We start from the raw sequence: 25,556 nt of genomic DNA, 5'->3' as shown, positions 1-25,556 counted from the left end.
CTTGTATTAATATTTACTATTAGTACTTAGTGTTAAAAATAAACGTTATTATTTTCTTTCAATATTATTCAAATTTCGGTTGTAAGTTGTAAATCTCATTAATACATATAAATTAATAATATTTTGGAATGGGTGTCTGTGATAGCATTCTCCTTTTACCAAACTTATTGTACAATAGAAACAAGGGGGAGATTAGTTTGAAGGCAAGTCTTTTACAAGAACAAAGCTTACGTTTGGCAATGACACAAGAGTTAAGGCAAGCGATTACAATGCTCCAGTATAATGTACAAGAATTATCGGAGTTTTTGTATGAGCAATCGTTAGAGAATCCCCTTATTGAGTTAGGTGGTTTTGAGAGGGAGAAGAAAAAGAGCTCTAACAACAGTAAAAGTACCAGCAAACAAGTCGAGAATCAGATGGAGATCTACAGTGTGGATTCTACAACGATTCAGCAACATTTATTAAATCAAATACAGTATTATAAAATAGATGAAGAAGAGCGAAAAGTAGCTTCTTTCATTATTATGAACATGGATGGAAATGGATATTTACAAGAAACGAATGAAGAGTTAGCAGAGCTCCTTTCTGCACATATTCATGTAGTCGACCGTTCTGTAGAGCTTGTCCAATCACTGGAGCCAGCAGGGGTAGGGGCGCGTAATATTCAGGAATGTTTAACTTTGCAATTGAAGCGCTTACAAAGACGTAATGGATTAGCAGAAGAGGTTGTAGAAGATCATTTCGCTTATTTCGTGAAGAAAGATTGGCGAAAGCTCGTTCAAGTGTTGAAGTGTAGTAATGAGGAATTGCAGAGTGCGGTAAATTGTATAACGTCATTACAACCAAAACCAGGTCTTGCGTTTTCTTCAGATAAACCACTTTACATTGTACCTGATATGGCGGTGAAAAAAGATGGCGATCGCCTCGTCTTACAAATGAACGAGAGAAATATGCCGAGAATTGAAATTCATTCTGAATATAGTGCGCTTCTTAATAATAGTGAAAGTGAAGTAGCATCTTACGTATCAGAAAAGTATCAGCATGTGCAGTGGATTATGCGCAGTTTGAAGCAGAGAAAACAGACGCTGCTGCAAGTAATGACTATTATTATGGAAAAACAACGTGATTTCTTCTGGAAAGGTCCAGAGTATTTAAGACCTCTCGCTTTAAAAGAGGTAGCGGAAGAGTTAAGTGTGCATGAATCGACAATTAGTCGTGCGACGCGAAATAAATATGTGCAAACACCACACGGTTTATTTGAGATGAAATCGTTCTTTAGCAATGCCGTTTCGACGACTGAAGATGAAGCAGTTTCTACAAAACGTGTAAAACAATTTATTCAAACGCTAATTGGGGCAGAGGATAAGAAAAAGCCACTTTCAGATCAAAAGATTTCAAAATTATTAGAAGAAGAGCATGAAATTGTTATTTCTCGAAGAACAGTGGCGAAGTATAGAGAACAAATGCATATCCCAGCTTCGTCATTACGAAAAACGATCGGATAGGTGAAGAAGATGAAAGTTGTACTGTATACTAAAAAAGATTGTGGCCTTTGCGTGAAGGCGAAACAAGTTTTAAAGGAAGTACAATGTGAATATTCTTTTCAAATCGAGGAAATAGATATATATGAAGATAATGACCTTTTAGAAAAATATCACTTAATGATTCCGGTTGTAGAAATGGACGGAAAACAAGTAGAATATGGTAACATTCACAAAGGTGTCATAATAAACTATATAAAGAATGCAGTTAAGAGTTGAATAAGTTTCTATCTCCTGTTACAATAATACACGTAGCAGGGATTATTTTTTTAACCTATGTGGGACACAAAATGTCACTACGGGACGTAAAGTGACCATGAAGGAAAAATGAACCGATGTAGTGAGGAGAAAAGATATGCGCTCATGGATTCAGAACACAAAAAAATTATTACCTGATCTGCTACCTGTTATGCAAACGAGAATGCAAATTCTTCAATACATTAGGCTCATGCAGCCGATTGGAAGAAGAAACTTATCAGCAAGTCTCGGTATGACAGAACGAGTATTGCGAAGTGAAGTTCAAGTTTTGAAAGAACAAAACTTAGTTCACGTCGCTTCTTCTGGAATGACTTTGACAGAAGAAGGAACAGCTTTAGTTCTTGCTTTGGAAGACTTTATGAAAGAAATTTCCGGGTTAAAGGTTTTAGAAAAGCAACTTAAGGAAACATTAGACTTGGATGAAGTTTTCGTTGTCCCTGGTGATAGTGATGAATCACCTTGGGTCAAACTGGAGATGGGCCGTGCTTGTGTGACTTGTATAAAAGACCGTCTGACAGCGAATAATATCGTTGCTGTGGCTGGAGGAACTACGCTAGCTGCTGCTGCGGACATGATGCAACTTGATTGCAAAGATTTACATATGCTATTTGTCCCAGCACGTGGTGGAATTGGAGAAGGCGTCGAATTAGAAGCCAATACCATTTGTGCCAAGATGGCACAAAATACGATGAGTAATTATCGCTTATTGTATGTTCCAGACCATGTTAGTAGCGAAGCATATGCGTCTATTGTGACAGAGCCTTCCGTGAAAGAAGTTCTTGAGTTGATTCGATCTTCCAATATCGTCATTCATGGAATAGGTGATGCGTTAACAATGGCACGTCGCAGAAGTACTTCAGAAGCAGATTGGTTAAAGATTCAGGCAAGCGAAGCAGTTGGCGAAGCTTTCGGTTACTACTTTAATGAAGAAGGAAATGTTGTTCATAAAGTAAGAACAGTTGGTATGCAACTAGAGGATTTACAAAATGTATCTCACGTTGTTGCAGTCGCTGGAGGTTCTTCAAAGGCAAAAGCAATACAGGCTGTAATTAAACAAGGGCACACTTCAATTCTAATTACAGATGAAGGTGCAGCAAAACAGTTAACAAAGGGTTTTACCCTTTAATATAATCCCCCAAGGAGGAAATTCAAATGACTAAAATTGGTATTAATGGATTTGGACGTATCGGACGTAACGTATTCCGCGCAGCTCTTAACAACTCTGAGGTAGAAGTAGTAGCAATCAACGACTTAACAGATGCTAAAACATTAGCTCACCTTTTAAAATATGACACAGTTCACGGAACTTTAAATGCAGAAGTATCTGCTAACGAAAACAGCATCGTTGTTAACGGTAAAGAAATTAAAGTTATCGCTGAGCGTGACCCAGCTCAATTACCATGGAGCGACTACGGAGTAGAAGTAGTAGTAGAATCTACTGGCCGTTTCACTAAAAAATCAGACGCTGAGAAACACTTAGGTGGATCAGTTAAGAAAGTTATCATCTCAGCTCCAGCTTCTGACGAAGATATCACTGTAGTTATGGGTGTTAACCACGAACAATACGATGCAGCTAACCACAACGTAGTATCTAACGCTTCTTGTACTACAAACTGTCTAGCTCCATTCGCTAAAGTATTAAACGAAAAATTCGGCGTAAAACGCGGAATGATGACAACAATTCACTCTTACACTAACGACCAACAAATCTTAGACTTACCACACAAAGATTTACGTCGTGCTCGTGCAGCAGCTGAAAACATGATCCCAACATCTACTGGTGCAGCTAAAGCTGTAGCATTAGTATTACCAGAACTTAAAGGTAAATTAAACGGTGGCGCTGTACGTGTTCCAACTGCTAACGTTTCTCTAGTTGACCTAGTTGTTGAACTTGACAAAGAAGTAACAGTTGAAGAAGTAAATGCAGCATTCAAAGCAGCAGCTGAAGGCGAATTAAAAGGTATCCTTGGATACAGCGAAGAGCCATTAGTATCTATCGACTATAACGGATGTACAGCTTCTTCTACAATCGATGCATTATCTACAATGGTAATGGAAGGTAACATGGTTAAAGTACTTTCTTGGTACGATAACGAAACTGGTTACTCTAACCGCGTAGTAGACCTAGCAGCTTACATGACTTCAAAAGGTCTTTAATTCTTAATTATATAAGTTATCAATGACAAAACGAGGGAGAGGGTTTGTTCCCTCTCTCTCTTCTTTCGTTTTAAAAGCAAATGTGTTAAGCTTTTGAGTGGGTTTTGTCAATCCTAACTAGTAGTCGGAGGGAAATCCAATGAACAAAAAATCAATTCGTGACGTAGATTTAAAAGGTAAGCGTGTATTTTGCCGCGTTGATTTCAACGTACCTATGAAAGAAGGCAAAATTACAGATGAAACTCGTATCCGTGCAGCTCTTCCTACAATTCAATATTTAGTAGAGCAAGGTGCGAAAGTTATTTTAGCAAGTCACTTAGGCCGTCCAAAAGGTCAAGTAGTAGAAGAAATGCGTTTAACTCCAGTAGCAGCACGTTTAGGTGAGCTTCTTGGTAAAGACGTTAAAAAAGCGGACGAAGCATTCGGACCAGTTGCACAAGAAATGGTTGCAGCAATGAACGAAGGCGACGTATTAGTTCTTGAAAACGTACGTTTCTATGCGGGCGAAGAAAAGAACGATGCAGAACTTGCGAAAGAATTTGCAGCACTTGCTGACATCTTCGTAAACGATGCATTCGGTGCAGCTCACCGTGCTCACGCTTCTACAGCAGGTATCGCAGACTACCTACCAGCAGTATCTGGTCTATTAATGGAAAAAGAGTTAGATGTACTTGGTAAAGCACTTTCTAACCCAGAACGTCCATTTACAGCTATTATCGGTGGTGCGAAAGTAAAAGATAAAATCGGTGTAATTCGTCATCTATTAGACAAAGTAGATAACTTAATCATCGGTGGTGGACTTGCTTACACATTCGTTAAAGCTTTAGGTCATGAAATTGGTCTATCTCTATGTGAAGACGACAAGATCGAACTAGCTAAAGAATTTATGCAACTTGCAAAAGAAAAAGGCGTAAACTTCTACATGCCAGTTGATGTTGTAATCACTGAGGAATTCTCTGAAACTGCAACAACTAAAATCGTTGGTATCGACTCTATCCCTTCTAACTGGGAAGGCGTGGACATCGGTCCTAAAACACGTGAAATTTATGCAGATGTAATTAAAAATTCTAAGCTTGTTGTATGGAATGGACCAATGGGTGTATTCGAAATGACTCCATTCGCAGAAGGTACAAAAGCAGTAGGACAAGCATTAGCAGATGCAGAAGATACATACTCTGTTATCGGCGGTGGTGACTCTGCAGCAGCTGTTGAAAAATTCGGTATGGCTGATAAAATGAGCCACATTTCTACTGGCGGCGGTGCGTCATTAGAATTCATGGAAGGTAAAGAGCTTCCAGGTGTAGTTTGTCTTAACGACAAATAAGTAGCAGCCAAAGAAAAAGGACGGTGCAAAGCATGCGTAAACCAATTATCGCAGGTAACTGGAAAATGAATAAAACTCTATCAGAAGCAGTTAGCTTCGTAGAGGAAGTTAAAGGTCAAATCCCAGCAGCTTCAGCTGTTGATGCAGTAGTTTGCTCTCCAGCTCTATTCTTAGAGCGCCTTGTAGCAGCAACTGAAGGAACTGACTTACAAGTAGGTGCACAAAACATGCACTTCGAAAAAAATGGTGCATTCACTGGCGAAATTAGCCCAGTAGCACTTAGCGACTTAAAAGTTGGCTATGTAGTACTTGGCCACTCTGAGCGTCGTGAAATGTTTGCTGAAACAGATGAGTCAGTAAACAAAAAGACTATCGCAGCATTTGAACATGGTTTAACACCAATCGTATGTTGTGGTGAGACTTTAGAAGAGCGCGAAAGCGGAAAAACATTTGATTTAGTAGCAGGTCAAGTGACAAAAGCACTTGCAGGTTTAACAGAAGAGCAAGTTAAAGCAACTGTTATCGCTTATGAGCCAATCTGGGCTATCGGTACAGGTAAATCTTCTTCTTCTGCAGATGCAAACGAAGTATGTGCGCACATCCGTAAAGTTGTTGCAGAAGCTGTTTCTCCAGAAGCTGCAGAAGCTGTTCGTATCCAATACGGCGGTAGCGTAAAACCAGAAAACATTAAAGAGTATATGGCACAATCTGACATCGACGGCGCTTTAGTTGGCGGTGCTAGCTTAGAGCCAGCTTCGTTCTTAGGTCTTCTGGGGGCGGTAAAATGAGAAAGCCAACAGCTTTAATCATTCTTGACGGTTTCGGACTTCGTGAAGAAACTTACGGGAATGCTGTAGCACAAGCTAAGAAACCTAATTTTGATGGTTACTGGAACAAATTCCCTCACACAACGCTTACAGCTTGTGGCGAGGCAGTAGGTCTTCCAGAAGGTCAAATGGGTAACTCTGAGGTTGGTCACTTAAATATCGGTGCTGGCCGCATTGTATATCAAAGCTTAACACGCGTTAACGTTGCAATTCGTGAAGGTGAGTTCGATAAGAACGAAACGTTCCAAAGTGCAATTAAAAGCGTAAAAGAAAAAGGTACTGCACTTCATTTATTCGGTTTACTTTCTGACGGTGGTGTGCACAGTCACATGAATCACATGTTTGCTCTTCTTCGCTTAGCAGCTAAAGAAGGCGTTGAGAAAGTATACATTCATGCATTCTTAGATGGCCGCGATGTTGGACCAAAAACAGCACAAAGCTATATCGATGCAACAAATGAAGTAATTAAAGAAACAGGAGTAGGACAATTCGCGACTATCTCTGGTCGTTATTACTCCATGGACCGTGACAAGCGTTGGGATCGCGTAGAAAAATGTTACCGTGCTATGGTGAATGGTGAAGGCCCTACTTATAAATCAGCAGAAGAGTGTGTAGAAGACTCTTATGCGAACGGTATCTATGATGAATTCGTATTGCCGTCTGTAATTGTTAACGAAGATAACACGCCAGTTGCAACAATCAATGATGATGATGCAGTTATCTTCTATAACTTCCGTCCAGACCGTGCAATTCAAATTGCTCGTGTATTTACAAACGAAGACTTCCGTGAGTTCGATCGTGGTGAAAAAGTACCTCACATTCCAGAATTCGTATGTATGACACACTTCAGTGAAACTGTAGATGGTTACGTGGCATTCAAGCCAATGAACCTTGATAACACTTTAGGTGAAGTTGTTGCGCAAGCGGGATTAAAGCAACTTCGCATCGCGGAAACTGAAAAGTATCCGCACGTTACATTCTTCTTTAGCGGTGGTCGTGAGGCTGAATTCCCAGGAGAAGAGCGTATCTTAATTAACTCACCAAAGGTTGCAACGTATGACTTGAAACCTGAAATGAGCATTTACGAAGTAACGGACGCTTTAGTAAATGAAATCGAAAATGATAAACATGATGTTATCATTCTTAACTTTGCGAACTGTGATATGGTTGGCCATTCTGGGATGATGGAACCAACAATTAAAGCAGTAGAAGCAACTGACGAATGTTTAGGAAAAGTTGTAGAAGCGATTCTTGCAAAAGATGGTGTAGCACTTATTACTGCTGACCATGGTAATGCGGATGAAGAATTAACTTCTGAAGGAGAGCCAATGACAGCTCATACAACTAACCCGGTTCCTTTCATCGTTACTAAGAACGACGTAGAATTACGTGAAGATGGTATCTTAGGAGATATCGCTCCAACAATGCTTACACTTCTTGGTGTTGAGCAACCGAAAGAAATGACAGGTAAAACAATTATTAAATAATTTGCTTATATAAAAAGGAGAGAATTTATTATGTCAACAATTATTGATGTTTATGCTCGCGAAGTCCTTGACTCTCGTGGTAACCCAACTGTAGAAGTAGAAGTTTACACAGAAAGCGGCGCTTTCGGACGCGCTATCGTACCAAGTGGTGCATCTACTGGTGAGCACGAAGCAGTAGAATTACGTGACGGTGACAAATCTCGTTACCTTGGTAAAGGTGTTGTTAACGCAGTAAACAACGTTAACGAAATTATCGCTCCAGAAATCGCTGGTTTCGATGTAACTGACCAAGCTGGTATCGACCGTGCTATGATCGAATTAGATGGCACTCCAAACAAAGGTAAACTAGGCGCTAACGCTATCCTTGGTGTATCTATGGCAGTAGCTCACGCAGCAGCTGACTTCGTAGGTCTTCCATTATACCGTTACCTTGGTGGATTCAATGCAAAACAATTACCAACTCCAATGATGAACATCATCAACGGTGGTTCTCACGCTGATAACAACGTTGACTTCCAAGAGTTCATGATCTTACCAGTTGGTGCTCCAACATTCAAAGAATCAATCCGTATGGGTGCTGAAGTATTCCATGCACTTAAAGCTGTATTACATGACAAAGGTCTTAACACTGCAGTAGGTGACGAAGGTGGATTCGCTCCAAACCTTGGTTCTAACCGTGAAGCTTTAGAAGTAATCATCGAAGCTATCGAAAAAGCTGGTTACAAAGCTGGCGAGAACGTATTCTTAGGAATGGACGTTGCTTCTTCTGAGTTCTACAACAAAGAAACTGGTAAATATGACCTTGCAGGCGAAGGCCGTACTGGCTTAACTTCTGCAGAAATGGTTGATTTCTATGAAGAGCTTTGCAAAGACTTCCCAATCATCTCTATCGAAGATGGTTTAGACGAAAACGACTGGGATGGTCACAAATTATTAACTGAGCGTATCGGTGATAAAGTACAATTAGTTGGTGATGATTTATTCGTAACTAACACTCAAAAACTTGCTGAAGGTATCGAAAAAGGTATCTCTAACTCAATCTTAATTAAAGTTAACCAAATCGGTACTTTAACTGAGACTTTCGAAGCTATCGAAATGGCTAAACGTGCTGGTTACACAGCAGTTGTATCTCACCGTTCTGGTGAAACTGAAGATGCTACAATCGCTGACATCGCAGTTGCAACTAACGCTGGCCAAATCAAAACTGGTTCTATGAGCCGTACTGACCGTATTGCTAAGTACAACCAATTATTACGTATCGAAGACGAGCTAGGCGAAGTAGCTGTTTACGATGGTGTAAAATCTTTCTATAACATCAAACGATAATTGTAGAAAATAAACGACAGACCGTGAGAAATCACGGTCTGTTTTTTTATGCTAAAATTGTTCACCCGTCATAAGTGACATGAAATGTTTGAAGAAGCGGTTATAATCAAAATCAATTGCTATTTGATGACTCGGCCAATCAATAAATGGTTTAGATTCTCCTAAAGAGCGAAATTCTCCAATGCTTGCCCCCTGTGCATAAGATTCTGTCATGACAACGATAGGTGATTTGTGATAGGTAAACATAGAGTTATCAAGTAAAGCGAGTATTGGTATTGTGTCATGGAAGGGGCTCCCCTTTAAATGTGGTAGGGCGTCTTTATAATATCCGTAGTAATAATGATCGAATAAAGGTTTGAGAAGTGGGGCTTTTCCTTTTGCTTCAATATATTCTGCCATTTCTGGTGTAATGATGGAGTATTGAGTGACGTTTAATGGGTATATGTACATGTTAGCTGTGGATTGAAGGACTATATTAGCGGCAGTAGGATCGCCATAAAAGTTTGCTTCGGAAATAGGGGTAACATTACCAGGATGTAAAAAGGCACCGCCCATTACGTAGTAAGATTTAATTTGTTTCATTAACTGTTTGCACATGATAAACAAAATTGCTAGGGAGGTAAGTCTTCCTAAACTCACAATAATTAATTCATCCTTATACTGTTCAATAAGAGGAATAACTTCAAAAAAATTCTCCATTTCTCCGTTAGTCACATTCACCTTTGGAATAATTGGACCGAGCCCCTGTTTTCCATGTACATCCGTAAAAAACGCAGGTGGGGCACCAGTAAGGGGCCGTTCTGAACCACCGAATATCTTGATATTTCTATTCTTTGTTTCGTTATTAAAAAAATGAGCATTTTCTACGGCCATTTTTTTTGGAACATTGCCGTAATCAGCAACGATACCGACGATTTCTACTTCATCGATAAAGAATGCTAAGAGGAGAGCCATCGTATCATCAATCCCAGGATCACAAAAAATGAGAACTTTTTTGGGCATATGTTCACCACCTATCTTGTTTATCCCGTACAAACCAGCTTGGTGAGGGCTAATAATCAATAAGGATGAGGGGAATCTCATGGATTAAAGTTTCACTTTATATATATGTAAGTTTAAGAATAAAAAGATTATTTTATTGAAATAATAGTCTTTTAAATTCAGAAAATAAAAACTTTTTATATTAGGTCAAGGTTTTTGACGTAATTTTCGTTTAGAAATGCAGTCGTATCAAGGTTGTAAGCGTATAACATAGGCTGTTTTTGCTGTCAAGTTGATAAATTGCAGCTTTTTACAATTTATACTATGATAAAGATATTAACAGAAGATCGTATAAACATGAGGGATGATGAACATGAAATTTACAAAGATTCTTGTCCAAATTGCTGCTCTTTACGTGTTTTATATGGTTGGAACTTGGGTGCAAGAAATGTTAAATATTCCGATTCCAGGAAGTTTGATTGGAATGTTCCTCTTACTTGTTTTACTTAGCCTAAAAGTTCTTCCAGTGAAATGGTTCGATTTAGGAGCAGAAACACTCGTTGCTATTATGCCGTTTTTATTAATTCCGCCAACGCTTGGCCTAATGAATTACGGTGCTTTTTTTATGAGTAAAGGAATTTCTCTTTTCATTACAGTTGTAGCGAGTACATTTTTAATTATTATTGTCGCAGGACATACAGGACAATATCTTGCGAATAGGAAGGAAAGAGAGTCGCGATGAGCCAAATATTAATCGGAGTCGGTTGGGTTCTTTTTACGGTGCTATTATATCAATTATCTAAAAAAATCTATAAATTATTTCCAACACCATTCACCATTCCAATGCTTGTAGCAACTGGATTAATGGCTTTCCTATTTATCGTGCTTGATATACCATATCAACATTATATGGAAAGTGGTGGTGGCTGGATTGCAAAGCTACTTGGACCCGGTGTTGTAGCATTTGCAATTCCTCTTTATAAACAACGTCATGTTCTGCAAAAATATGTTGTACCGATTGCTGGTGGCGTATTAGTAGGTACAACAGTTGCAATCGCTAGTGATTTTGCGATTGCTTCACTTATGGGAACGGATAAAAGCTTAATCTTATCGTCTTTACCAAAATCGGTGACAATGCCAGTTGCGATGAGTGTTTCAGAGCAAGTTGGTGGTGTACCTTCCTTAACAGCAGCTTTCGTTGTTATCGCAGGTATTACTGGAACGATTACAGGACCCCTTTTATTAAAATGGAGCCGTGTTACAAACTCAGTTGGTAAAGGTATAGGATTTGGATGTGCTTCTCATATTATGGGTGTTATGAGAGCAATGAAAAATAATGAGCATGAAGGTGTTATTGGATCGGTAACAATGACATTAACAGCAATTTTGACATGTTTACTTGGACCGTTATTTGCGATGATGTTTATGTAATAGAAGAAAAGCGAGAGCGCCTCTATAGCTCTCGCTTTTCTATAGAATTTATGCTACAGTTACAATAACTGAATCTTTGTAGGAGGTACGCCAAGTGCATACGTTATTATCAGTTTTACTTATTATTGTATCGATTTTAATGATTGTTATGGTACTTATGCAGTCTAGTAATAGCTCAGGCCTTTCAGGTGCAATTTCAGGCGGTGCAGAGCAATTATTTGGTAAGCAAAAGGCACGTGGAATTGAAGCGGTATTAAACCGTATTACAATTGTTTTAGCTGTATTGTTCTTTGTATTAACAATTGGTGTTACGTACTTCAATTTATAGAATTGAAAGAAGAAGCGTTAGTGAATGGTACTAATGGTTCTTCTTTTTTTGTTTTGCTATTTGAAAGATGTTTCTAATTAGATTATAGAAATACAAATATGGTACACTAGATATAGAAAGAATACGACTAGATTACAGAAGAGAAAGAGGAGAAATACATGATGAAATTAGCATCTCCGAAACCATTTACATTTGAGGGTGGAGACCGCGCTGTTTTATTACTACATGGATTCACAGGGAACTCAGCTGATGTACGTATGTTAGGGCGTTTCTTAGAAAAGAAGGGCTATACTTGTCATGCGCCAATTTATAAAGGGCACGGTGTACCACCAGAAGAGCTTGTTCATACAGGGCCTACAGATTGGTGGCAAGATGTAACGGAGGCATATCAGCTTTTAAAAGATAAAGGTTTTGAGAAAATTGCTGTTGTTGGATTGTCACTTGGCGGCGTATTTTCTTTAAAATTAGGTTATACAGTACCGGTTTTAGGTGTAGTACCAATGTGTGCACCGATGTATATTAAGAGCGAAGAAACGATGTACCAAGGTATATTGGCATATGCCCGCGAATATAAAAAACGTGAGCAAAAATCACCTGAACAAATTGAACAAGAAATGTTGGAATTCCAAAAGACACCGATGAATACATTAAAAGCATTACAACAATTAATTGCTGACGTACGTAACAATGTGGATATGATTTATGCACCAACATTTGTTGTACAAGCACGTCATGACGAAATGATTAATACAGATAGTGCTAACATTATTTATAACGGTGTAGAATCTACGTTAAAAGACATTAAATGGTATGAAGACTCTACGCATGTCATTACACTTGATAAACAACGTGACGAGCTACATGAGGATGTATATAACTTCTTGGAGCAACTAGATTGGTAAGATCTAGTTGCCTCTTTTTTTCATAAGGAATTTTTTGTGAAAACTGTAAAAATCATAAGGGGAGTATTGAAGTTTCACTTTATACATCCCCTATCTTTCGGATACACTAAATAATATAAGGTTTTAAAGGAGGTATTTTTGCTTGGAAGAAATCATACAAGAACATATTGATAAGTTGTTATTATTTATGAGAGAAGAAGCGTATAAACCGCTAACGATACAAGAGTTAGAAGAGGCATTTGGGATTGAAGGTTCTGAGGGCTTTAAAGATTTCGTAAAGGCACTTGTAACGATGGAAGAAAAGGGACTTGTTATTCGTACTCGTAGCAACCGTTACGGTCTTCCTGAAAAGATGAATTTAATACGCGGTAAGTTAATTGGACATGCACGTGGTTTTGCATTCGTTGTACCAGACGAGAAGAAAACTGGAGATGATGATCTTTTCATCCCGCCTACAGAGTTAAACGGTGCACTTCATGGCGATACGGTATTAGCACGCCTTAGTTCCCAATCGAGTGGTTCACGTCAAGAAGGGTCTATTGTACGCATTTTAGAACGTGGAACGAAAGAACTAGTTGGTACATATACAGAATCGAAAAACTTTGGATTTGTTATACCTGACAATAAACGCTGGACAAGTGACATTTTCGTATTGAAAAGCGCATCAATGGGTGCTGTAGAAGGCCATAAAGTAGTTGTAAAAATTACGAGCTATCCAGAGAATCGTTTAAGTGCGGAAGGTGAAGTTATTCAAATTCTAGGTCATAAAAATGATCCAGGAGTAGATATTTTATCTGTCATCCATAAACATCACTTGCCTTTAGCGTTCCCTGAAGAAGTGATGGAACATGCCAACAGTGTACCAGAAACGATTTCAGAAGAAGATTTAAAAGATCGCCGTGATCTACGTGACCAAATGATCGTAACGATTGACGGTGCAGACGCAAAAGATTTAGATGATGCTGTTACAGTAACGAAACTTGAGAACGGTAACTACAAGCTAGGCGTTCACATTGCGGATGTAAGTCATTACGTTCAAGAAGGTTCTCCAATTGATGTAGAAGCAGCGGAAAGAGCGACGAGTGTGTATCTTGTTGACCGTGTAATTCCGATGATTCCACACCGTCTATCTAACGGTATTTGTTCATTAAATCCGAAAGTAGACCGTCTGACATTATCTTGTGAAATGGAAATCAACAACTTAGGTGATGTTGTTAAACACGAGATTTTCCAAAGTGTAATTAAAACGACAGAGCGTATGACTTATGCTGACGTAAGAAGCATTTTAGAAGATGAGGACGAAGAGTTAATTAAGCGTTATGAGCCGCTCGTACCGATGTTTAAAGAGATGGGTCAATTGGCACAAATTTTACGTGAAAAACGTATGCGCCGTGGTGCAATTGACTTTGACTTTAAAGAAGCGAAAGTATTAGTGGATGAAGAAGGAAAACCGACAGACGTTGTCATGCGCGATCGTTCTGTATCAGAGAAGTTAATTGAAGAATTTATGCTTGTTGCGAATGAAACAGTAGCAGAGCACTTCCACTGGATGAACGTACCATTCATGTACCGTGTCCATGAAGATCCGAAAGAAGATAAGTTAGAGCGTTTCTTCGAGTTTGTAACGAACTTCGGATATGCGGTAAAAGGACGTGCGAATGAAGTACATCCTCGTGCGCTGCAACAAATTCTTGAAATGGTTCAAGGGCAGCCAGAAGAAGTAGTTATTTCAACAGTAATGCTTCGTTCTATGAAGCAAGCGCGTTACGATGCGGATAGCTTAGGACATTTCGGTTTATCAACTGAGTTCTACACGCATTTCACATCACCAATTCGTCGTTACCCGGATACAATCGTTCATAGATTAATTCGTGAATACATTATTAACGGTAAAGTCGACAACGAAACGCAAGCAAAATGGCGTGAAAAATTACCTGAGATTGCAGAGCATTCTTCTAATATGGAACGTCGTGCTGTTGAAGCAGAGCGTGAAACAGATGAGATGAAAAAAGCAGAGTATATGGTTGATAAGATCGGTGAAGAGTATGACGGTATGATTAGCTCTGTAACAAACTTCGGTTTATTCGTAGAGCTTCCAAATACAATTGAAGGTCTTGTACACGTTAGTTATTTAACGGATGATTACTACCGTTATGACGAGCAACATTTCGCTATGATCGGAGAACGTACAGGAAACGTATTCCGCATCGGTGACGAAATTACAATTCGCGTTATTAACGTAAACAAAGACGAGCGTGCAATCGACTTTGAAATCGTTGGCATGAAAGGCACACCTCGCCGTAAGTTCAAAGATCGTCCAGTCGTTATCGAGCAGCCAAGAACAGGCAGAAAGAAACGCGGTGGACGTAGCGAGCGCAGTAATGAGCGCGGCGGTGAACGTGGCACAGGTAGAAAATTTGACCGTGGTGGTAAAGGAAAAGGAAGAGGATCTGCATCTGCATCCGCTTCTGCTAGCCAGCCGGGAAAAAAAGATGGTAACGGTAAGAAGAAAAAAGCATTCTTCGAAAACGTACCAGGATTCAAGAAGAAAAAGAAAAAGCGTAAGTAAGAAAAGGATGGCTTCGCTTTGATGAAAAGCGAGGCTTTTTCTTTTTTATTGGTGGCTCGAGAGCGAGCCACTTTCGCTTTTTGTATAATCCAGCTACAGTGGCTAGAATCTGTTGGCCATTTCAATCCCTCGGACGAAGCAAAAAGCGCTTCTCTGTCGGGAGTTCCAATGTCCAAAGATTCTGAGCGAGCCACTTTCGCTTTTTATTAACATTTGTTACAATAATAAAAATAGAGGAGGGACGTTATATGCCAAAGGGTACAGGTAAGGTTATTGCACAGAACAAAAAAGCATTTCATGATTATTTCATCGAAGAAACATACGAAGCAGGGCTTGTCCTTCAAGGAACGGAAATTAAGTCGATTCGCGCTGGACGCGTAAACTTGAAAGATGCGTTTGCACGTGTACATAATGGTGAAGTATGGGTTCATAATATGCACATTAATACGTACGAACAAGGGAATCGTTTCAACCATGATCCACTTCGTACGAGAAAATTACTTCTGCATAAAAAAGAAATTGATAAACTAGCGGGCGCTGCAAAAGAAACAGGTTACGCATTAGTTCCACTTAGAATTTATTTGAAAAATGGATTTGCAAAGATGGCACTTGGTTTAGCAAAAGGTAAAAAGCAATACGATAAACGTCACGATTTAAAAGAGAAAGAAGCTAAACGTGAAATTGCACGCGCGTTCCGTGATCGCCAAAAGATGTAATACAGATATTTACATTTGTAAAATGGAGCGCGTATGTTATAATAACTTATGTAAGATTGTTGCACATTGAAAAACAGCTCTTAGTAGCTATCACGATATTTTCTTCGTATGCTCCATTTTTATCATGGGGACGTTACGGATTCGACAGGGATAGTTCGAGCTTAGGTTGCGAGTCGAGGGGATCGGCCTCGTTAAAACGTCAAAGCCTATAATTGGCAAACAAAACAATCTTTCTTTAGCTGCTTAATTGCACTAAAGGTTCCTCCCTCCATCGTCCATGTGGTAGGGTAAGGGACTCAAACTAAGTGGACTACGCCGGAGTTCGCCGTCTGAGGACAAAGGAAGAGAACAACCAGACTAGCAACTTGGAAGCCTGTCGATAGGCCGAAGAGTTCGCGAAATGCTAATATATCGACTACACTCGTAGAAGCTTAAGTGCCGATATTTTTGGACGTGGGTTCGACTCCCACCGTCTCCACCAATACATATTTGGTGGTTTTTTATTTTGTATGATATGAACCATAACTTTGCCAGGTTGGCGAGGTTATGGTTCTTTTTGTTTGTGGTTTTATAGAATGCTGAAGTTGATGGGACGATATCTCTGAAATAGAAAATAAAGAAATGGTTATTGACGATAAGCAGGTAGATAATATAGCTGCTAGTAAACGCCCAATTGTTGAGTTCTTATTATTTTTTCACTTTATTCGAATCTTCATATGTTTTGTGTTTTTATCCATACCTATTGTAAGATTATATAGAGTTCTCCTAATAAACTGTTTTAATGGATTATTTAGGAGTTTTAAATTTATAAATCTTAAATTGTTTTTTGGGGATAATTTTTTATCTAACTAAGTTATATTGAAGTAGAGGTGAACCATCGGTGAAGCAGGTTTTAGTAATTAAGAATGAACGGTCTTTAGCGAAGAAAATCGTAAGCGGTCTAACGCAAGAAGGCTATTTCATTTTAAAACTTCACAATGAAAACGAAGGTTTAAATATAATATATGAACAAGATTGGGATATTATCATATTGGATTGGGATTCATTAAGTATATCCGGACCAGAAATTTGTAGACAAATACGATTAGTTAAAACGACACCGATCATTATTGTGACCGACAATGTTTCTAGCAAGGATTGCGTAGCAGGGTTACAAGCAGGAGCAGATGATTATATCAGAAAACCATTTGCGAAAGAAGAATTAGTAGCAAGGGTTCAAGCAATTTTAAGGAGAAGTGATTGTAACCAGCAAAAGGAGATAAACTTTTTTCAGTTTAAAGATCTCTTTGTTGATGCATCAAGCAATGTTGTGAAAAAAGGTAGCGAAAACCTGTCGCTTACTAAGCGAGAGTACGATTTACTTGTATTTTTAATCAAGAATAAAAACACAATATTGAGCCGTGAAATGCTTTTGAATCAAGTATGGGGATATAACGTAGTAGTAAATCCAAATGTAGTAGACTTATATATTGGGTATGTAAGAAAAAAGTTAAAGTGCGAGAAGAAAGACAGATATATTCAAACGATACATGGCAGAGGCTATTCAATGATTGACTGATAAAAATAAGATAATAAAAAATGAGTAAAATTATTTCATTCGGTTTTACTCATTTTTTTATTAAATATGATAATCAAATAGTTTCTTAGAAGTATTAAAAGACGTGAAAAAATGGATTACGAAAATATTAGCTATTAATGAGCGTGTTTTGTAGAGGAAATCATGGTTAATCAACACGCCTGACGTCACATATTACTTTTTATGCCTGATTTTATGAATTCGCACCATTCACAAGATTTTCACAGAATTAATGACTATACTAATTAACAGGATGTTCAAATGAAAATGATTATCAATAGCGATTCAATTGAATAAAAGTTACCTTCTAATTCAATCTATGGATGTCATCATTTTCGAAATAAATCACACTATAAGGAGTATACATATGAAAAAATCTATGCTTTTAAAATTAGTGAGTATTCTAGCAGTTTTCACTTTAATGTTAGTAGCTTGCTCAGATTCAAGTAAAGAAACTTCGAAGGCTAATAATAAAGATAATGGTAGTGATAAGCCAAAAACGGTTGAAATCACTGATGCTCATGGAACTGTTAAAGTACCTGTAAACCCAAAGAATGTAGTTGCTTTGGATAACAGAACTTTTGAAACTTTATCTGATTGGGGAATTAAATTAGCGGCTGCTCCAAAGGATATCATGCCTGCTGATTCAGCATATAAAAAGGATGAAAAAGTTCAAAATATTGGGAATCACCGTGAACCAAATCTAGAAATTATTGCAGCGGCAAACCCTGACCTTGTAATCGTTGGTCAAAGATTTGCTGACCATTACGAAGAAATCAAAAAATTAGTACCAAATGCAGCAGTTATTGATCTTAATTTTGATGTTTCTGAGAAAGCTACTAAGCCTGGCGAAAACTTAGTAAAAGGACTTAAAGATTCTACAATTACTTTAGGAAAAATCTTTAATAAAGATAAAGAAGCTAAACAATTAGTAGCTGATTTTGATAAATCTATTGAAAAAGCAAAATCTGCTTATAACGGAAAAGATAAAGTTATGAGTGTTATTGTTACTGGTGGTAATATTGGCTTTGCTGCGCCGCACTCTGGTCGCGTTTGGGGACCAATGTATGAAATTTTCGGTTGGACTCCAGCATTAGAAGTTTCGAATTCTACTGCAGGTCATAAAGGTGATGACGTTTCTGTTGAAGCTATTGCACAAACAAATCCTGATTGGCTTTTCGTATTAGATCGTGATGCTGCAACATCTGATGCAGCTAAGTCAACACCTGCTAAGGATGTTATTTCTAAATCACCTGCTCTTCAAAACACAACTGCTGTTTCTAAAAAACAAGTTATTTATGCACCAGAAGATACTTACACAAATGAATCAATTCAAACTTATATAGAGTTATTTGGAAATATGGCAAAAACTTTAGCTAAGTAGTGTAAAGGGGTACGAAACAGTGTCAAAAAATATGATTTCTAGGGTTGAGAATATTTCTCAACCCCAGTTTTATAATCGAAATAAAATATGGACAAAACCTTTTATAATAGCAGTTATAGTTGTTATAATTTTAGGGATTATATCACTGTTTACTGGAGTTTATGATATACGTGGACAAGAGGACGGGACAGAGATGTTTTTCATAACTCGTGTTCCGAGAACAGCTGCATTAATGCTTACTGGAGCTGCGATGGCGATGGCAGGGCTCGTAATGCAACTCATTACACAGAATCGCTTTGTTGAACCTACTACAACGGGGACTATTGAATGGTCAGGCTTAGGCCTGCTTTTTGTGTATTTATTATTTCCTGCCCCGACTTTAGTTCAAAGAATGACTGGTGCAATCATTTTTTCTTTTATAGGAACTATGATTTTCTTTCTATTTTTAAGAAGAGTTAAGCTTCGTTCGTCTTTAATTGTTCCGATTATTGGATTGATGCTTGGAGCAGTAATTTCTGCAGTGTCTACTTTTTTAGGACTCCTTTTTCAAAAGACGCAAAGTATTGAAACTTGGTTTGTAGGTTCATTTGCTAACATTCAGGTGGGAAGATATGAATATTTATGGCTGATTGTTATCATTACTTTTCTTATTTTTATGTATGCTAATAGATTGACTTTAGCTGGACTAGGAGAAGATGTCGCAACAAGTCTTGGAGTTAATTACAATAGAATTGTTCTTTTTGGGACTGCTCTTATCTCTGTTGCAGTTGGAATTGTTGCAGCAGTTATTGGACACTTACCTTTCTTAGGATTAATTGTGCCAAATATCGTTTCAATGTTTAAAGGTGATGATCTTAGGAGTAATTTACCTTGGGTTTGTGTGATCGGAATGGGATCAATAACTGCCTGTGACATCATTTCTCGAACAATTATACAGCCTTTTGAATTACCTGTTTCTTTAATACTTGCAACAGTGGGAGCAGTCGTGTTTATTACTATTTTATTGAGACAAAGAAAACCAAGGAGGCTACGATGATCACATTAGAATATAGAAAAAAAGAAAATGTCGAAATCGATTCTAGCCTTCATAATGAAAGTAGATCAGCTAGCGCTTTTCGGTCTAAGAAGGAAGCAAGACGTTATTGGATTTTACTGATAACATTGATTGCTTTAGGTCTTCTTTCTTCATATGGACTTTTAGTGTATAACAATCCAGTTCCGATAGATTCACCTTCTTTTATCCCAGTTGTTAAGAGAAGGATAGTAGCTATTGTTGCAATGATTATTGCTGCGGTTTGCCATAGCTTGTCGACAGTTGCTTTCCAATCTATTACGAATAATAAAATTATTACTCCTTCACTTTTAGGTTTCGAATCACTTTATTCAGCAATTCAAACGAGTACAGTATTCTTCTTTGGTGCTAGTGCGTTAATAAATTTTAATGGAATTGGCTCATTTTTATTCCAAGTTGTTGTTATGGTCTTCATGAGTTTGATACTTTATGGATGGTTACTTTCCGGTAAATACGGGAATTTACAACTTATGCTTTTAGTTGGAATTATTATTGGTACCGGGCTAAATTCTGTGTCAACTTTCATGAGAAAACTACTTGCGCCTTCAGAATTTGATATTTTACAAGCAAGACTATTTGGTTCTGTTAATCATGCAGATCCTGCATATTTTCCTATTGTAATTCCTATGATCATAATTGTAGCGGTATTAATTTTTGCTCATTCTAAGAATTTGAATGTTTTATCACTAGGAAAAGATGTCGCTACTTCTTTTGGAGTTAAATACCAACCTAGTGTAATTTATACGCTTGTATTAGTAGCTATTTTAATGTCCATTTCAACAGCTCTAATTGGGCCACTTACTTTCTACGGCTTTTTAGTGGCAACTTTGAGTTATCAGGCAGCGTCAACTTATGATCATAGATATATTTTTCCGATGGCTTTTGCTATAGGATTTTTAATAATGACGAGTGCATACTTTTTAATGTATCATGTATTCCATGCTCAAGGTGTAGTTTCAGTTATTATTGAATTATTTGGTGGAATCATATTCTTAACTATAGTTTTAAGGAAGAGGGCTTTATGATAAAAATTGATAATGTTAAAAAGTTCTATACTGATAAGGTAAAAATAGGACCTTTGGATATTGAAATACCAAAAGCAGGCTTTACTTCTTTAATTGGACCAAATGGTGCTGGAAAGTCAACGACACTTTTGATGATTGGCAGACTTTTAGATATGGATGAAGGCCAAATTCAGGTAGCAAATATGGATGTTTCTGAATCCAAATCAAAAGACTTAGCAAAAGTTTTGACTATATTGCGACAAGAAAATCATTTTGTAACTAGGCTTACAGTTAGACAATTAGTTGGATTTGGGCGCTTTCCTTATTCAAAGGGAAGGTTGACTAAAGAAGATGAGGTTATCATTTCTAAATATATCGATTTCTTAGATTTAACTAGTTTAGAGAATAGATATTTAGATGAGCTTTCTGGTGGTCAAAGACAAAGGGCATATGTAGCGATGGTACTGTGCCAAGAGACGGAATATGTACTTTTGGACGAACCTTTGAACAACCTTGATGTTGCTCGTTCTGTTCAAATGATGGAGCATTTAAGACGTGCAGCTAATGAATTTGGAAGAACAATTTTGACTGTTATGCATGACATAAATTTTGCAGCTAAATACTCGGATAAAATTTGTGCTATGAAAGATGGACAAATTGCTGCTTTTGGAACAGTAGAAGAGGTTATGGACTCAACACTTTTGACAGATATTTTTGAAACAAAAATAGAAATTATTAATGGTCCTTATGGGCCAATAGCAGTTTATTAGTTATAAAATGTCTTGCGTAGATTATGCAAGACACTCTAGTTGAAGTTGCTGTCTGTATTTTATAGGCAGCAGCTTTTTTTATGTGATTACTCATAAAATGCAAAAGAATGCTTCACCTTTTCAAGTATGTACCAAACGAAAAAATATCTCTGTATAATTTTTCAAAAGAATTCAGCTTGTTTTTTTATATGTAATATTGCATATCAGAGTGTATTGATAAAAGTGTAAGGGGTCACTATAATGAGGGCATAAAGATAAATCATATTTTCGTAGCAATAAAAAGGAGGAAATAATATGGAAATCGCAATGGCAGTTTTAAAATTTGTAGGTGGCGTAATCCCGTTAATTCAAGAACTTTTAAAAGCATTTATGTAAATTTATTAGTTAGCAATCATTTATCAATCATTATCATATTTTACTAAAAAAAGAACGGGGTGATTTTTCTGAATATTAAGAAAAACACTAAAAGAAGAAAGTTCCTTGCATGTTTATTAGTTAGTCTATGCACTATTAATTATTCATCTATTTCCTTCGCAGAAACACAAGCAAGTAATGCAACTGATGTAACCAAAAATGCTAGTGGCATTGATACTGGTATAGCAAATCTTAAATATAATAATCAAGAGGTTTTAGCTGTAAATGGTGATAAAGTAGAAAGTTTTGTTCCGAAAGAAAGTATCAATTCAAATGGTAAATTTGTAGTAGTGGAACGCGAGAAAAAATCACTTACAACGTCACCAGTCGATATTTCAATTATTGATTCTGTAGTGAATCGCACGTATCCAGGAGCTGTACAACTTGCAAATAAAGCTTTTGCAGACAATCAACCAAGTTTATTAGTGGCTAAGAGAAAGCCTTTGAATATTAGTATAGACTTACCGGGCATGAGAAAAGAAAATACAATCACTGTCCAAAATCCGACATATGGTAATGTAGCTGGAGCAGTAGACGATTTAGTATCTACTTGGAATGAAAAGTATTCTACAACACATACGTTACCTGCAAGAATGCAGTATACGGAATCTATGGTTTATAGTAAATCACAAATAGCAAGTGCTCTTAATGTTAACGCTAAATATCTTGATAACAGTCTAAACATTGATTTTAATGCGGTTGCAAATGGAGAGAAAAAAGTGATGGTAGCGGCGTATAAGCAAATATTTTATACGGTAAGTGCTGAACTACCTAACAATCCATCCGACCTTTTTGATAATAGCGTTACTTTTGACGAGTTAACTCGAAAAGGCGTAAGTAATTCGGCTCCACCTGTTATGGTTTCAAATGTAGCTTATGGTAGAACGATTTATGTAAAATTAGAAACAACATCTAAGAGCAAAGATGTACAAGCTGCTTTTAAAGCCTTACTTAAGAATAACAGCGTTGAAACAAGTGGACAGTATAAAGATATTTTTGAAGAAAGTACCTTTACTGCTGTAGTATTAGGCGGAGATGCGAAAGAGCATAACAAGGTTGTTACTAAAGATTTCAATGAAATCCGAAATATCATTAAAGATAATGCTGAATTAAGTCTTAAAAATCCAGCATACCCAATTTCATATACAAGCACTTTCTTAAAAGATAATGCAACTGCTGCTGTTCATAACAATACAGATTATATTGAGACGACAACTACAGAATATTCAAGTGCTAAAATGACACTTGATCATTACGGTGCTTACGTTGCTCAATTTGATGTATCTTGGGATGAATTCACATTTGACCAAAAGGGTAACGAAGTATTAACACATAAAACATGGGATGGTAGCGGAAAAGACAAAACGGCTCATTACTCTACAGTTATCCCTCTTCCACCGAACTCAAAAAATATAAAAATTGTAGCAAGAGAATGTACAGGTCTTGCATGGGAATGGTGGAGAACAATTATTAATGAACAAAATGTTCCATTAACAAATGAAATAAAAGTTTCAATTGGAGGAACAACATTATACCCAACAGCTAGTATTAGTCATTAAGTATAAAACAAGCGCCCTATAAGTAGGGCGCTTTTTACTCTTTCCAAAATTGTTCTAATAGAATGACAAGTATGGTACCCACAAGTAAGCCATTACTTAAAACATATTGTAAGGAAGAAGTAATACCGCTAAATGCACTTTCTGGAAGAAACATTATTCCTAAACTGATTAGTAATGAAATTCCTAATATAGTTAATCGGCGTTGATTTACTTCTTCGCGTAAAATGGATTGAAATGAAATTCCTATTACTTGGACAAGTGTTGCTAAAAGTGCAGCATTAGCAATAGGTCCTGGTAGCAAGGATATAAAGTTTACAATTGAGGGAATAAAAGAAATTCCTGCTAATATAAGACTTGCTATAAGGAACGACTTCACTTTTCTTTGTCCTGTTAGTTGGATAAATCCTGCTGATGCAGGTAATGGTACAATTCCAATTGTAGAGAACAACGACGAGATAATATGTGATATACCTCCGACCCAGACACCACGGTTCAGTGTTTGCCTTTCATTTTCTTTAGATAATGGGGCCACTTGTTTTACAGCCGAAATAGCAGCAATTGTATTTGCAACTAAAAGAAATGTAAATAAAGTTGCAGTTAGAGTCATTCCAATATCGAATCTAGGTGTGCCCCAAGCAAATATTTCTGGTAACTTAACTAGCGTTGTGTGCGAAGGCATATGAGATGATTTTCCTAATACTGCATACAAAAGCCAACCGCATGAAATTCCAAGTAATACAGCGTAACTTTTCATCCATCCTCTCCCTTTAATTGATAAGAAAGTAATAAGGGCAAAAATAAAGAGAGCAATAGTAGCTGTTGTATAGTCAGGATGAGTTGCAGATCCTTGTAATCCCATCATTCCTTTTAGTAACACACCACTAAGCTGAAGTGCTAAGATTAAAAGAAAAGTTCCTGTAACTAAAGGGGTAAATAAACGTAAGATTCGATGAACAAGCCCTGTTATACCAAGAACGAAGAGTAATATGCCTGAAATAATTAATCCACCTTCTAAAAGTTGCAAAACGTCTTTTGCACTTTGTCCCTGATGCATAGCGACTTGTCCCAATATGACAAATATACTTACCCATGAACCGGCTGGCCCATCCGCAATGGGATAGCGATGCCCAAACCATGATTGTATAAATGAACTTACTCCTACAACTAAAAAAGTTCGCTGCATTAATGTTGAGACATCTTCTATTGGTAAATGAAATATGCCACCAATAATTATAGGTAATGCAATTGCATTTGCTAATAGAAACACAAACCATTGTAGAATATTAAAGCTCGTATTAAAGTATTTTTTATTCATATTATTCTCCTTTGCCGAAAAAGAATTTCATAGTAAAAATCCATCCTTTCTACACAGTTAGATTAAAAAGGATGGATTTTGTAAATCTATAAAATTAATTTAATTATATAGATAGATTTTAAATTAATTACCATGCACGGAATGGTAAGAATTTACCGTTAAGTGTAATCACGATACGAGGATCGCCACCTTTTGGATCTTCTTGTGTATCTACACCCAAGTTGAAGTTAATTGCACTCATTACACCTTCGCCAGCTTTTTCTAAGATTAATTCTCTAATAGTTGGTGCATATTGTAACATCATTTCATATAAACGATATGCAATCGGGTCCGTAGGAGGCATCTCCATTATTTGGCCACGAAGTGGAACTACTGTTAATGCTTGAACTACTTCTTCATCTAATTCTAATAGTTTACCGATTTTTTCTGCTTCTGGACGTGTCATTGTAGCTTGTCCTAATAATGCTGTTACAACCCAAGTCTCAGAGTTTTCACTTACTTTTGCAATTTCTTCCCAAGTTAACCCTTTTTTAATTTTTGCCGCTAGAATTTTTTGCGTAGCTTCTTGTCTATTCATATCTAATACTTGTTTTTTCATATCTCATAACTTCCTTT

23 protein-coding genes and 1 other RNA gene are annotated in these 25,556 nt (G+C 37.3%); 21 read left to right on the top strand and 3 right to left on the bottom strand.

The genetic code is table 11. The features are described 5' to 3' along the window. Nucleotides 1-197: 197 nt before the first annotated feature. From rpoN to eno, 8 genes are all read left to right on the top strand, one after another. The gene (gene rpoN / locus NST90_RS24335) at nucleotides 198-1,505 is read left to right on the top strand and encodes an RNA polymerase factor sigma-54 (protein ID WP_000647955.1); all 1,308 of its coding nucleotides are present in this window, start codon (nucleotides 198-200) and stop codon (nucleotides 1,503-1,505) included. A 9-nt stretch (nucleotides 1,506-1,514) separates the two neighbouring features. Next, a complete protein-coding gene (locus tag NST90_RS24330; protein ID WP_000869726.1) occupies nucleotides 1,515-1,760 on the top strand; it encodes a glutaredoxin family protein in 246 nt (81 codons plus the stop codon). 136 nt (nucleotides 1,761-1,896) lie between these two features. Next, nucleotides 1,897-2,925: a gapA transcriptional regulator CggR gene (gene cggR / locus NST90_RS24325; protein WP_001258185.1), complete on the top strand. Its 1,029-nt coding sequence runs from the start codon at nucleotides 1,897-1,899 to the stop codon at nucleotides 2,923-2,925. Nucleotides 2,926-2,951: 26 nt separating this feature from the next. Continuing rightward, nucleotides 2,952-3,956, top strand: a complete 1,005-nt coding sequence (gene gap / locus NST90_RS24320) for a type I glyceraldehyde-3-phosphate dehydrogenase (RefSeq protein WP_000161236.1) — start codon at nucleotides 2,952-2,954, stop codon at nucleotides 3,954-3,956. 139 nt (nucleotides 3,957-4,095) lie between these two features. After that, nucleotides 4,096-5,280 carry a phosphoglycerate kinase gene (locus NST90_RS24315; protein WP_001036350.1) on the top strand — a complete coding sequence of 395 codons (1,185 nt, stop codon included), beginning with the start codon at nucleotides 4,096-4,098 and terminating at the stop codon, nucleotides 5,278-5,280. Between the two features lie 32 nt (nucleotides 5,281-5,312). Continuing rightward, nucleotides 5,313-6,068 carry a triose-phosphate isomerase gene (tpiA, locus tag NST90_RS24310; protein WP_001231038.1) on the top strand — a complete coding sequence of 252 codons (756 nt, stop codon included), beginning with the start codon at nucleotides 5,313-5,315 and terminating at the stop codon, nucleotides 6,066-6,068. Further along, nucleotides 6,065-7,594, top strand: coding sequence for a 2,3-bisphosphoglycerate-independent phosphoglycerate mutase (gene gpmI, locus NST90_RS24305; RefSeq protein ID WP_001231152.1), 1,530 nt, complete (start codon nucleotides 6,065-6,067; stop codon nucleotides 7,592-7,594). The genes tpiA and gpmI overlap by 4 nt, the downstream gene beginning before the upstream one ends. Before the next feature lie 30 nt (nucleotides 7,595-7,624). Next, complete coding sequence (gene eno / locus NST90_RS24300) at nucleotides 7,625-8,920, top strand: phosphopyruvate hydratase (RefSeq protein ID WP_000103955.1); 1,296 nt, start codon at nucleotides 7,625-7,627, stop codon at nucleotides 8,918-8,920. Nucleotides 8,921-8,971: 51 nt separating this feature from the next. On the opposite strand, the gene NST90_RS24295 is transcribed toward eno, so the two are convergent. Then, nucleotides 8,972-9,922, bottom strand: a complete 951-nt coding sequence (locus NST90_RS24295; protein WP_048534578.1) for a nucleoside hydrolase — start codon at nucleotides 9,920-9,922, stop codon at nucleotides 8,972-8,974. A gap of 352 nt (nucleotides 9,923-10,274) precedes the next feature. On the opposite strand from NST90_RS24295, the gene NST90_RS24290 reads away from it, so the two are divergent. From NST90_RS24290 to alo, 13 genes are all read left to right on the top strand, one after another. Then, nucleotides 10,275-10,643 (top strand): CidA/LrgA family holin-like protein, encoded by a 369-nt coding sequence (locus NST90_RS24290; RefSeq protein ID WP_000673222.1) that lies wholly within the window; start codon nucleotides 10,275-10,277, stop codon nucleotides 10,641-10,643. After that, nucleotides 10,640-11,332, top strand: a complete 693-nt coding sequence (locus NST90_RS24285; protein ID WP_000078309.1) for an LrgB family protein — start codon at nucleotides 10,640-10,642, stop codon at nucleotides 11,330-11,332. Before NST90_RS24290 ends, NST90_RS24285 begins: the two co-directional genes overlap by 4 nt. Before the next feature lie 94 nt (nucleotides 11,333-11,426). After that, nucleotides 11,427-11,660, top strand: coding sequence for a preprotein translocase subunit SecG (gene secG / locus NST90_RS24280; protein ID WP_000557264.1), 234 nt, complete (start codon nucleotides 11,427-11,429; stop codon nucleotides 11,658-11,660). Nucleotides 11,661-11,821: 161 nt separating this feature from the next. Next, nucleotides 11,822-12,562 carry a carboxylesterase gene (gene estA, locus NST90_RS24275; RefSeq protein ID WP_000761986.1) on the top strand — a complete coding sequence of 247 codons (741 nt, stop codon included), beginning with the start codon at nucleotides 11,822-11,824 and terminating at the stop codon, nucleotides 12,560-12,562. A 142-nt stretch (nucleotides 12,563-12,704) separates the two neighbouring features. Beyond that, on the top strand, nucleotides 12,705-15,131 hold the full coding sequence (gene rnr / locus NST90_RS24270) for a ribonuclease R (protein ID WP_000391087.1): 2,427 nt from the start codon (nucleotides 12,705-12,707) through the stop codon (nucleotides 15,129-15,131). 248 nt (nucleotides 15,132-15,379) lie between these two features. Further along, nucleotides 15,380-15,847 (top strand): SsrA-binding protein, encoded by a 468-nt coding sequence (gene smpB, locus NST90_RS24265; protein ID WP_001123919.1) that lies wholly within the window; start codon nucleotides 15,380-15,382, stop codon nucleotides 15,845-15,847. A gap of 126 nt (nucleotides 15,848-15,973) precedes the next feature. Then, nucleotides 15,974-16,328: a transfer-messenger RNA gene (gene ssrA, locus NST90_RS24260) on the top strand. 399 nt (nucleotides 16,329-16,727) lie between these two features. Beyond that, complete coding sequence (locus NST90_RS24255) at nucleotides 16,728-17,405, top strand: response regulator transcription factor (RefSeq protein ID WP_283748277.1); 678 nt, start codon at nucleotides 16,728-16,730, stop codon at nucleotides 17,403-17,405. A 385-nt stretch (nucleotides 17,406-17,790) separates the two neighbouring features. Then, nucleotides 17,791-18,807: a siderophore ABC transporter substrate-binding protein gene (locus tag NST90_RS24250; protein ID WP_000749446.1), complete on the top strand. Its 1,017-nt coding sequence runs from the start codon at nucleotides 17,791-17,793 to the stop codon at nucleotides 18,805-18,807. A 19-nt stretch (nucleotides 18,808-18,826) separates the two neighbouring features. Continuing rightward, nucleotides 18,827-19,843, top strand: coding sequence for an iron chelate uptake ABC transporter family permease subunit (locus NST90_RS24245; protein ID WP_048534585.1), 1,017 nt, complete (start codon nucleotides 18,827-18,829; stop codon nucleotides 19,841-19,843). Beyond that, on the top strand, nucleotides 19,840-20,904 hold the full coding sequence (locus NST90_RS24240) for an iron chelate uptake ABC transporter family permease subunit (RefSeq protein ID WP_000631245.1): 1,065 nt from the start codon (nucleotides 19,840-19,842) through the stop codon (nucleotides 20,902-20,904). The genes NST90_RS24245 and NST90_RS24240 overlap by 4 nt, the downstream gene beginning before the upstream one ends. Continuing rightward, on the top strand, nucleotides 20,901-21,653 hold the full coding sequence (locus tag NST90_RS24235) for an ATP-binding cassette domain-containing protein (protein WP_000590071.1): 753 nt from the start codon (nucleotides 20,901-20,903) through the stop codon (nucleotides 21,651-21,653). The genes NST90_RS24240 and NST90_RS24235 overlap by 4 nt, the downstream gene beginning before the upstream one ends. Nucleotides 21,654-22,087: 434 nt before the next feature. After that, entirely contained in the window at nucleotides 22,088-23,626 is a 1,539-nt protein-coding gene (alo, locus tag NST90_RS24230; RefSeq protein ID WP_000576728.1) for an anthrolysin O/cereolysin O family cholesterol-dependent cytolysin Alo, read from the top strand. Nucleotides 23,627-23,660: 34 nt separating this feature from the next. On the opposite strand, the gene NST90_RS24225 is transcribed toward alo, so the two are convergent. Together NST90_RS24225 and cynS are read right to left on the bottom strand one after the other, a co-directional pair. Next, entirely contained in the window at nucleotides 23,661-24,941 is a 1,281-nt protein-coding gene (locus tag NST90_RS24225) for a purine/pyrimidine permease (RefSeq protein ID WP_025709809.1), read from the bottom strand. A 127-nt stretch (nucleotides 24,942-25,068) separates the two neighbouring features. Next, nucleotides 25,069-25,518: a cyanase gene (gene cynS / locus NST90_RS24220; protein ID WP_025709810.1), complete on the bottom strand. Its 450-nt coding sequence runs from the start codon at nucleotides 25,516-25,518 to the stop codon at nucleotides 25,069-25,071. Nucleotides 25,519-25,556 lie beyond the last annotated feature (38 nt).

It is taken from the genome of Bacillus sp. FSL E2-8900 (assembly GCF_037966225.1).
GTDB lineage: Bacteria > Bacillota > Bacilli > Bacillales > Bacillaceae_G > Bacillus_A > Bacillus_A cereus.
This window is presented reverse-complemented; position numbering and strand designations above follow the sequence as displayed.

Bases quoted from the DNA above. Each gene is read 5' to 3' on its own strand.
- gpmI (WP_001231152.1), top strand. From the start codon at position 6,065: ATGAGAAAGCCAACAGCTTTAATCATTCTTGACGGTTTCGGACTTCGT.
- NST90_RS24250 (WP_000749446.1), top strand. From the start codon at position 17,791: ATGAAAAAATCTATGCTTTTAAAATTAGTGAGTATTCTAGCAGTTTTC.
- eno (WP_000103955.1), top strand. From the start codon at position 7,625: ATGTCAACAATTATTGATGTTTATGCTCGCGAAGTCCTTGACTCTCGT.
- NST90_RS24240 (WP_000631245.1), top strand. From the start codon at position 19,840: ATGATCACATTAGAATATAGAAAAAAAGAAAATGTCGAAATCGATTCT.
- NST90_RS24315 (WP_001036350.1), top strand. From the start codon at position 4,096: ATGAACAAAAAATCAATTCGTGACGTAGATTTAAAAGGTAAGCGTGTA.
- NST90_RS24235 (WP_000590071.1), top strand. From the start codon at position 20,901: ATGATAAAAATTGATAATGTTAAAAAGTTCTATACTGATAAGGTAAAA.
- cggR (WP_001258185.1), top strand. From the start codon at position 1,897: ATGCGCTCATGGATTCAGAACACAAAAAAATTATTACCTGATCTGCTA.
- tpiA (WP_001231038.1), top strand. From the start codon at position 5,313: ATGCGTAAACCAATTATCGCAGGTAACTGGAAAATGAATAAAACTCTA.
- NST90_RS24290 (WP_000673222.1), top strand. From the start codon at position 10,275: ATGAAATTTACAAAGATTCTTGTCCAAATTGCTGCTCTTTACGTGTTT.
- NST90_RS24225 (WP_025709809.1), bottom strand. From the start codon at position 24,941: ATGAATAAAAAATACTTTAATACGAGCTTTAATATTCTACAATGGTTT.
- cynS (WP_025709810.1), bottom strand. From the start codon at position 25,518: ATGAATAGACAAGAAGCTACGCAAAAAATTCTAGCGGCAAAAATTAAA.
- gap (WP_000161236.1), top strand. From the start codon at position 2,952: ATGACTAAAATTGGTATTAATGGATTTGGACGTATCGGACGTAACGTA.
- NST90_RS24295 (WP_048534578.1), bottom strand. From the start codon at position 9,922: ATGCCCAAAAAAGTTCTCATTTTTTGTGATCCTGGGATTGATGATACG.
- NST90_RS24285 (WP_000078309.1), top strand. From the start codon at position 10,640: ATGAGCCAAATATTAATCGGAGTCGGTTGGGTTCTTTTTACGGTGCTA.
- estA (WP_000761986.1), top strand. From the start codon at position 11,822: ATGAAATTAGCATCTCCGAAACCATTTACATTTGAGGGTGGAGACCGC.
- NST90_RS24330 (WP_000869726.1), top strand. From the start codon at position 1,515: ATGAAAGTTGTACTGTATACTAAAAAAGATTGTGGCCTTTGCGTGAAG.
- smpB (WP_001123919.1), top strand. From the start codon at position 15,380: ATGCCAAAGGGTACAGGTAAGGTTATTGCACAGAACAAAAAAGCATTT.